Origin of the sequence: Spiroplasma endosymbiont of Amphibalanus improvisus, from assembly GCF_964030645.1 — a bacterium.
Classification (GTDB): Bacteria; Bacillota_I; Bacilli_A; order Mycoplasmatales; family Mycoplasmataceae; genus CAXIPX01.
Genome location: NZ_CAXIPX010000003.1, coordinates 487,174 through 495,601, shown reverse-complemented (window position 1 = coordinate 495,601; position 8,428 = coordinate 487,174). Strand labels below are relative to the sequence as shown.

Genomic DNA, 8,428 nt, shown 5'->3' with positions numbered 1-8,428 from the left:
ATGAAATGAAAGTGCAAAAACGTGGTGGTACAGGAATAACGTGTTTGAACACACCAGATGACACAGTGCACAAAATTTTAAGTTGTAGTACTTTAGACGACATCTTATTATTTTCTAATTTAGGTAAGGTTTATAGAAAAAAAGCTTATCAGATTGAAAAATTTTCAAGAACATCTCATGGTATACCAATAATAAATCTTTTAGATATTGAAAAAGATGAAAAAATAATATCAATTTTTAAAATTGATAAAGAAGATAAAAACGAAAATTTAGTTTTAGTTTCAAAAAAAGGAATTATTAAAAAAATAAAATTATTTTCTTTGGATAAAATTAGGAGAACTGGTAAAAGAATTATAAATTTCGATGAAAATGATTCATTAGCTAATATTGAATTATTACAACAAAATCAAAATATTATTTTATTTAGTTCAGCAGGTAAGGCTGTTCAATTTTTAGAAAAAGAATTACCTGTTTATTCAACATCAGCAAAAGGAGTTAAAGGAATTAATTTAAAAGGTTCAAATATTGTTTCGCTTTGTGTTGTAGATGAAAATGAAAAATTAGTTTTGGTTTCATCTAACGGTATAGGAAAATTAATAAATTCTAAAGATATAAAACATACACATCGAGGTTCAACTGGTGTTAAAATTATGAACATAGATGTGAACAATTTGTTATTCAGTGCTAAACCTTTGGCTCATAACGCAAATGTTTTATTAACTTCTGATAACAATAATATTTTAATTTTTAAAAGTGATGAATTACCAACATTAAGTAGAACAGCAAAAGGTGTAAAATTAATGAATTTGAAAGAAGGTTCTATTTCTTCTTTAGATTTGTTGACAATGGAGGAATAATTAAATGATCGATTCAAAAATGTTATTAAACGAAACAGACAAAATTATAGAAAATTTAGTTAATAAAAAAGTAGATAAAAACGATATTTTAGAACTTAAAAAACAATTGATGAATAAAAATCAAAAAATTTCAGAAATCGAAGTATTGAGAAAAGAACTAAATGAACTTACTAAACAAACTGGTTTATATATAAAAGAAAATAATAAAAGTGAATTAAAAACACTTAGAGAAAAAAGTATAAAAATAAAAGTCAATATAAAAGAGAAGGAAATAGCCTTAAATGAACTAAATGCAACTTTTAGAAATCATTTATTAATGATTCCAAATATTTTAGAAAAAGATGTTCCAATAGGTAAAGACGAAAACGAAAATTTAGAAGTTGAAAAATGAGGAACACCTAAAAATATTAAGAAACCTAAAAATCATTACGATATCGCCGAAGATTTTAATTTGGTTGATTTTGAATCAGGTGTTGAAATGTCAGGTTCTCGTTTTGTTGTATACAAAAATAAAGGTGCTAAATTACAAAGAGCTTTACAAAACTTTTTATTAGATAATAATATTGAACATGGTTTTACTGAATTTCAAACTCCTTATCTTGTTAAACAAGAAATAATGACAGGTACTGGTCAATTGCCTAAATTTAAAGAAGATGCATATTATATTGAAAAAGATAAATTATATTTAATACCAACAAGTGAAGTAACTTTATGTAATTTATATAGGAATAAAATTATAGATATTAATGAATTACCTATAAAAATGACAAGTTATTCTCAGTGTTTCAGACAAGAAGCGGGGTCAGCAGGTAAAGATAATAGAGGTATTATAAGATTACATCAATTTAATAAAGTTGAAATGGTTGTGTTATCAGAACCCGACAACGCTAATGAACAATTATTGAAAATGCTTGAATGTGCGACATCTATTTTAAAAAAAATTAATTTGCCGTATAGAATAATTAAATTATGCTCAGGAGACACAGGTTTTGCTTCTGCAATTACATATGATATTGAAGTTTGAATGGCTGCTCAAAAAAGATATGTGGAGATATCATCTTGTTCAAATTGTACAGACTTCCAATCTAGAAGAATGAATATTAAATATAAGGATAAAAGTGATGAAAAAAAATTACTTTATACTCTGAATGGCTCATCATTAGCTATAGATAGACTTATAGCTGCAATTTTGGAATATTATCAAAAAGAAGAATATATTGAAATACCAGAAGTATTAATACCTTATATGAATAATGAAAAAGAAATAAAAAAATAATTTCATTGTTTCACGTGAAACAATGAAAAAGCAACAAATGTTTATTTTAGTTTTCATTGTTTCACGTGAAACAATGAAAACTAAAACTCTTTATAGGTATTGTATTACTTATTTTATGTGTTAATATAACATTGCCGTTGCAATTGTATAATCGAAACTGGTCAGGATCGGAAGATAGCAGCCATAAGATTAAATACTATGTGCGATGGCTTTTTTTATTTTCAGGTGATTAAATGAAAGATATTGAAGAAAAGATTAAACTTGAATTAGAAAAAGCCAACTTAAATAACGAAGTACCAAATGTCGCTATTTTATTAAATGAAAAAGATGAATTAGTGTCCATTGCTTATAATGAAAGAAATAGAACTAATAAAATTTCGAATCATGCTGAAATAATTGCTATTGAAAAATTTGCAATAAAGAATAATAGTTGAAATTTAAAAGGTTTTAAAATAATAGTTACTTTAGAACCATGTTTAATGTGTACAGGAGCTATAATACAATCAAAAATCTCAAATATTTATTTTTATGTTAAAAATGAAAAAATGGGGTACATATTATCAAACCATTCTATTAATTTATCTAACATTAAAGTTCAACAAATTGAAAATAAAACAAGTGATTTAATAAAAGATAAATTAAACAATTTTTTTAAACTAAAAAGGAATGATAAAAATGAATAATATTTCACTTTATAGAAAATATAGACCTAAATTTTTAGATGATATTGTAGGACAAGAGTTTGTTAAAGTTTCATTTAAAAATACAATAACTAATAACTCTGTTGCGCACGCTTATTTGTTTTATGGAACCAGGGGTTCTGGAAAAACTACTGTTGCAAGGATAATTGCTAAAACATTAAATTGTGTAAAAAAGGAAGGTTACAACCCTTGTAATTTTTGTAAAAATTGTGAGGAATTTAATGAAAATAGAATGATTGATTGTTTGGAAATAGATGCTGCGTCCAATAATGGAGTAGATGAAATAAGAAGTTTGAAAGAAAACATTAAATTACTACCAACAGCAGGTGAATATAAAATTTATATAATTGATGAAGTTCATATGTTAACACAATCAGCATTTAACGCACTTTTAAAAACATTAGAAGAACCACCAAAACACGCTGTTTTTATTTTAGCTACAACAGATATGCATAAAATACCCCCAACTGTTCTATCTAGATGTCAAAACTTCATTTTTTCCAATTTAAAAGAAAGTGAAATAATATATAATTTAAAAATAATTTCGAAAAAAGAAAAAGTTATTTGTGATGAACAATCATTTCAAAAAATAGCTAAATTAGCTAAAGGTAGCATAAGAGATTCTCTGAGTATATTTGAGCAACTAATCTCTTTTTCGGATGGTAAAATTGATACTGATGTTATTAATAAAGTTTTTTTGTTACCAACTTTTGATGATGTACTTTATTTATTTGAAAAAATTTTTACATTTAAAATATCCGAATTAATAGAAAAACTTAATGAATTAGAAAACAAAGGTGTAGATTTTTCTCAATTATTAAATGATTTACTAATTATTTGTAAAGAAGTTTTAGAATTCAAAATAACAGGATCAGAGCACTTTTTAAAAAACGTGTCTTTAATAAATATAAATAATTTAAATGATTTCATTAATAGTGAAAACATTTATTTGTTATTTGAATTAATTAATAAGTCATTAAATAACATGAATGATAATGGAAATATAAAAATATATGTTGAAATAGCATTGCTAAAATTTATTGATTTGATGAAAACTAAAAATGCAAAATTAGATACTATAACAGATAACAAAAATAAATTAGAAATTCCGAATGTGCCCAAAGAGAACAACACATTGAAAACATTTAAAACAAAATCTGTTAATGAAGAAAAAAAAATATTAAATGTTAAAACAAATAATGAAATTTCCGAAACTAAAACATTTAAATTAAATAAAACAAATAGCAATGAATATATTAAGAATAAATATTCACAAAAAATTTTAATTAACACCTTATTAGAACCTGTTAAAGAAACCAGAATAAAAATAGAGACTATAATTAAAGAATTATTTTCAGATTTTGAATGGATAAAAAATATAAAAGTCCGATCAGCTAATAAAACATCTGTTTTAATAACAACATCCAACGATGAAACGCATAAAGTGTTTTATGAAAAAATAATGGATATAAAAACAAAAGACAAAATTTTCAATCGTCTTGAATCAAAAATTTTATTTGTTGTTATCCCGGATTTTGACTTGATGAAATTAAAAAATGACTATCTATTTTTGTTTCAAAATAAAATTCTTCCAAAATACGAAGAATTAGATATTGAAATGGAATATAATAAACTTAATAATGATAATATTAAAAATAAAAGCAGTAATTTTTTATCAGGTGAAGATATATTCTCGAATTATAAAGTAAGAAATTAGGTGTTATAAAATTGTCTGAAATTGATAAAAGTATTCAAGAGTTAAAATTAGTTTTTAAAATTGGCAATAAAAATGCTGAAAAATTGTTTTCTGAATTAGTTAAAAACCCAAATTTAATAGATGAAATATCAAACAAATTAAAAGAAATCAAAAATAAATATTCAAATTGCAAAATTTGTTTTTACTTAACTATAAATAATGTTTGTCAAATATGCGAAGATCCCACTAGAGATAACAGTAAAATTTGTGTTGTTAATAATGTTTTTGATGCTATGAATATAAATAAATTAAAAATATATAATGGATTATTCCATATTTTAAACGGAGAAATAGATTTAAATAAAAATATTACTCCTGATAAAATAAAAATTAATGAATTATTTAGTCGAATAAATAATAATTCAAAAGAAGTAATCATAGCAACATCAGCAACTTTTTCAGGAGAAATAACGTCTCAATATATAAAAAATATGCTTCATAATAAAAATATAAAAATTTCCAGATTAGCACGAGGTATACCACAGGGTGGTTCTTTAGAATATATAGATGATACAACTTTAAAATCAGCCTTAAAAAATAGAAACTAACAAGGAGGGATCAACATGTTTATTACATTAGAAGGAATTGATGGTTCTGGAAAAACAACATTAATAAAGAAAATTGAGTTTTATTTAAAAACAAAAGGGTATAAATTTTTAATTACTCGTGAACCTGGCGGAAGTGAAATTTCAGAGTCAATTAGAGAAGTTATATTAAAAGATTTTCCAAATGACGAAATGGAACCTTGAACCGAAGCGCTACTTTATATAGCGGCGAGAAAACAACACTTTGAGAAAATAATAAAACCAAATTTAAAAAAAGGCATTATAATAATTTCTGACCGTTTTTCAGATTCAACACTAGTTTATCAGGGGTTTGCAAGAGGTTTGAGTGTTGAAAGTTTGATAAAAATCCAATCTATCGTCTTTAATGATGTAAAACCAAATATAACTTTTTTTCTTGATTGCAGTCCAGAAACTTTAACAAAAAGAATAAAAACTAAATCCGAAAAAGAAGTAAATAGATTTGATTTAGAAAGTTTAGAATTCCATAAAAAAGTTTACGAAGGTTACTTAAATTTATTAGAAAAAGACAAAAAACGATTTAGAGTTATAAGTTCAGAAAAAACAGCGGACGAAGTGTTTTTACAATGCAAAGAAATAATGGACAAAGAAATTAAAATAAACAAGTAGGATCTTATGTTAAAAGAAAATAATGAATTGATTTTAAATAAAATAGTGAATGATATAGATTTAGATAAAATATCCAACCAAATGATAATTTCTGTAAAAGAATTTCAAACTGCTGAATATATTATTTCTAAAATTGTTAATAATATATTTTGTTTAAATAAAAATAGAATTTTAAATTGTAATTGTCATGTGCATAATAAAATTTCTAAAAATATTTTATCTAATATAATTGTTACTGGGGATTATGAGAATTTAATTAAAAAAGAAGAAATAATTAAATCGATAAACATTTTCAGCATGACAACAATAACTAAATCAGAAAAGAAAATATACATTATAAAAGGTGCTGAATTACTAACATCATCTGCAGCTAACAGTTTGTTGAAATTTTTAGAAGAACCTCCATTAAACACTTATATTATTTTAGTCACTTTAAACGAAGGTAAAATTTTAGAAACAATAAATTCTAGATGCATAAAATTTAGATTTATCAAAAATGATATAAATTCCGTGACTTACCCTAATTCATCTGAGCTAACAAATATGTTTTTAAAAAACTTAAGTCCAAAAAATATTGTTAATAATTATATTTTAATTAATGATGTAAGAACTAAAAATAAAAATGAAATTAATAAATTTTTACAAGAGATTATTAATAATGCCCAAAATTTTATTTTTAAAGAAATATTATTAGAAACCCAAATAAATATTTCGAAAAATCAAAACAAAAATTTATCTTTGTATAATATGCTATTTAAATTTGAGAAAGAATTAATTAATTAATGCCAAAAGTTTTAAACACAATTCAAGGTTATGAAAAATTAAAATTATTTCAAAGAACTGATATGTTCAATTATTCTATTGAAAGCATACTGTTGCCAGAATTTTTAGATCTTAAAAAAAATAATTCTAATTTAAATATAATTGATATTGGAACCAATAACGGAGTTATCCCTTTAATTTTATCTGAAAAAACAAAAGCTAAAATTACAGGCATTGAAATTCAACAAGAAGCATCAGAATTAGCAAAAGAAAATATCTTGATTAATAATTTAGAAAAACAAATTCAAATTAAAAATATAAGTATTCAAGAATTTTCAAAATTAAATCAAAAATTTGACATTGTAATTTGTAATCCGCCTTTTTTTAAAGTCCATGACTTAAGAAGGGTTACAAAAAAAAGTGAATTTATTAAAAACGCTAGACATGAATTTTTGTTAACATTAGAAACATTAATTATAAATGTTAGAAAGATTATTGAGAATAAGGGTTCTTTTTATTTAGCTCATAAAACTGAAAGATTAAATGAGGTGTTAGAATTATTAAATATATATAATTTTACACCTAAAAAAATTTCATTTATACATTCTAAAGTAAAGAAAGAGTCACAAAGTTTTTTAGTTAAATCAATATTCCAAGGTCCACCAGGTTTGGAAGTTACAGCACCTTTAATTGTTATTGCCGATGAAGAATAAATTAAATTTTAATTTACTAGACCCAACAAAAAAATATATTATAGCTGTCTCAGGTGGACCGGACAGTATGTTTCTTTTAAGCAATTCTTTAAATAATCTAAATGCTAATAACATTATTGTTGCACATGTAAATTATAATATTCGTAAATCAGCGAAAAGAGATTTTGATATTATCAAAAATTTCTGTTTTAAAAAAAATATTATCTTCCAATATTCAAATTATAAAAATTTGAACCGTAATAATGTTAATTTTGAAAAAGATGCAAGAGAATATAGGTACAATTTTTTTAAAAAAATATCTTTAAAGTTTAATTGTGAAGGTGTTTTAATTGGGCATAATTTTACAGATAAATTAGAAACATATATTTTTCAGAAAGAAAGAAATATTGTCCCTGATTTTTATGGTTTAAAAGAAATTAATTATATTTTTAATATTAAAGTTTTTAGAATAATGTTAAGTGTTTCCAGAGATTTTATTTATGAATATTTGAAAACAAAAGAAATACCTTTTGGTATCGATGAAACAAATGATGATTTAAAATATTCTAGAAATAAAATTAGGAAAAATTTAGATAATTATAATTTTTTAACATTAACAAAAGAAATTGAACAAAAAAATAATAAATTAAATTTAATAAAAAATCACATTTATGAACATTTTTATTTACAGATAGATTTTTACTTAAAATTAGAATTCCACTTTCAACAACAAGCTATAAAAAATTTACTTAATTTTAAAAACATTTTCACATGAAACAAAAAAGGTAAATTTTTATATGAGATTACCAAAAAAACACTTCCGTTTAAAGAAAGAAGGGTTATTGAAATAAATAATGATTTTTGTTTAGTTACAAATTATGATCATTTAAAAATATTAGATGCAAAAAAATTAGAAAATATAAGGATTGAGTGAACGCATAAAAATTTTAATATTTTAATTACAAATGAATTAGAATATTATAAAAAATATTTTATAGGTAATAAAAATTTAAAGGAATTATTTATTCGCAATAAACTTAATTTAGATTTTTTGCGTATTCCTACAGTTTTTATTGAAAATCAAATAGTTTGAATATCACCAAAAATTTTAAATAATTTAAATAATTATGATAAAAAAAGAATTATAATGAATTTGAAAATAAATTTTTTAAATTCATTTAATTTTTAAAA

The 8,428-nt window shown here is 22.9% G+C and carries 9 protein-coding genes and 1 other RNA gene; all 10 read left to right on the top strand.

The window, feature by feature from the left end; all coding sequences use genetic code 4:
- The coding region (locus AAHM77_RS02755; RefSeq protein ID WP_342252604.1) for a DNA gyrase C-terminal beta-propeller domain-containing protein at nucleotides 1-857 on the top strand (857 nt) is incomplete at its 5' end.
- Between the two features lie 4 nt (nucleotides 858-861).
- Nucleotides 862-2,133: a serine--tRNA ligase gene (gene serS, locus AAHM77_RS02750; protein WP_342252603.1), complete on the top strand. Its 1,272-nt coding sequence runs from the start codon at nucleotides 862-864 to the stop codon at nucleotides 2,131-2,133.
- A gap of 130 nt (nucleotides 2,134-2,263) precedes the next feature.
- An RNA gene (ffs, locus tag AAHM77_RS02745) (signal recognition particle sRNA small type) lies at nucleotides 2,264-2,349 on the top strand.
- Nucleotides 2,350-2,366: 17 nt separating this feature from the next.
- Entirely contained in the window at nucleotides 2,367-2,816 is a 450-nt protein-coding gene (locus AAHM77_RS02740) for a nucleoside deaminase (RefSeq protein WP_342252602.1), read from the top strand.
- On the top strand, nucleotides 2,809-4,551 hold the full coding sequence (gene dnaX, locus AAHM77_RS02735; protein WP_342252601.1) for a DNA polymerase III subunit gamma/tau: 1,743 nt from the start codon (nucleotides 2,809-2,811) through the stop codon (nucleotides 4,549-4,551). Before AAHM77_RS02740 ends, dnaX begins: the two co-directional genes overlap by 8 nt.
- A gap of 11 nt (nucleotides 4,552-4,562) precedes the next feature.
- The gene (gene recR / locus AAHM77_RS02730; protein WP_342252600.1) at nucleotides 4,563-5,138 is read left to right on the top strand and encodes a recombination mediator RecR; all 576 of its coding nucleotides are present in this window, start codon (nucleotides 4,563-4,565) and stop codon (nucleotides 5,136-5,138) included.
- 15 nt (nucleotides 5,139-5,153) lie between these two features.
- A complete protein-coding gene (gene tmk, locus AAHM77_RS02725; RefSeq protein WP_342252599.1) occupies nucleotides 5,154-5,783 on the top strand; it encodes a dTMP kinase in 630 nt (209 codons plus the stop codon).
- Between the two features lie 6 nt (nucleotides 5,784-5,789).
- Nucleotides 5,790-6,566, top strand: coding sequence for a hypothetical protein (locus AAHM77_RS02720; RefSeq protein ID WP_342252598.1), 777 nt, complete (start codon nucleotides 5,790-5,792; stop codon nucleotides 6,564-6,566).
- Complete coding sequence (locus tag AAHM77_RS02715) at nucleotides 6,566-7,258, top strand: tRNA1(Val) (adenine(37)-N6)-methyltransferase (RefSeq protein WP_342252597.1); 693 nt, start codon at nucleotides 6,566-6,568, stop codon at nucleotides 7,256-7,258. The genes AAHM77_RS02720 and AAHM77_RS02715 overlap by 1 nt, the downstream gene beginning before the upstream one ends.
- Nucleotides 7,248-8,426 (top strand): tRNA lysidine(34) synthetase TilS, encoded by a 1,179-nt coding sequence (tilS, locus tag AAHM77_RS02710; RefSeq protein WP_342252596.1) that lies wholly within the window; start codon nucleotides 7,248-7,250, stop codon nucleotides 8,424-8,426. The genes AAHM77_RS02715 and tilS overlap by 11 nt, the downstream gene beginning before the upstream one ends.
- The last annotated feature ends 2 nt before the right edge of the window (nucleotides 8,427-8,428 follow it).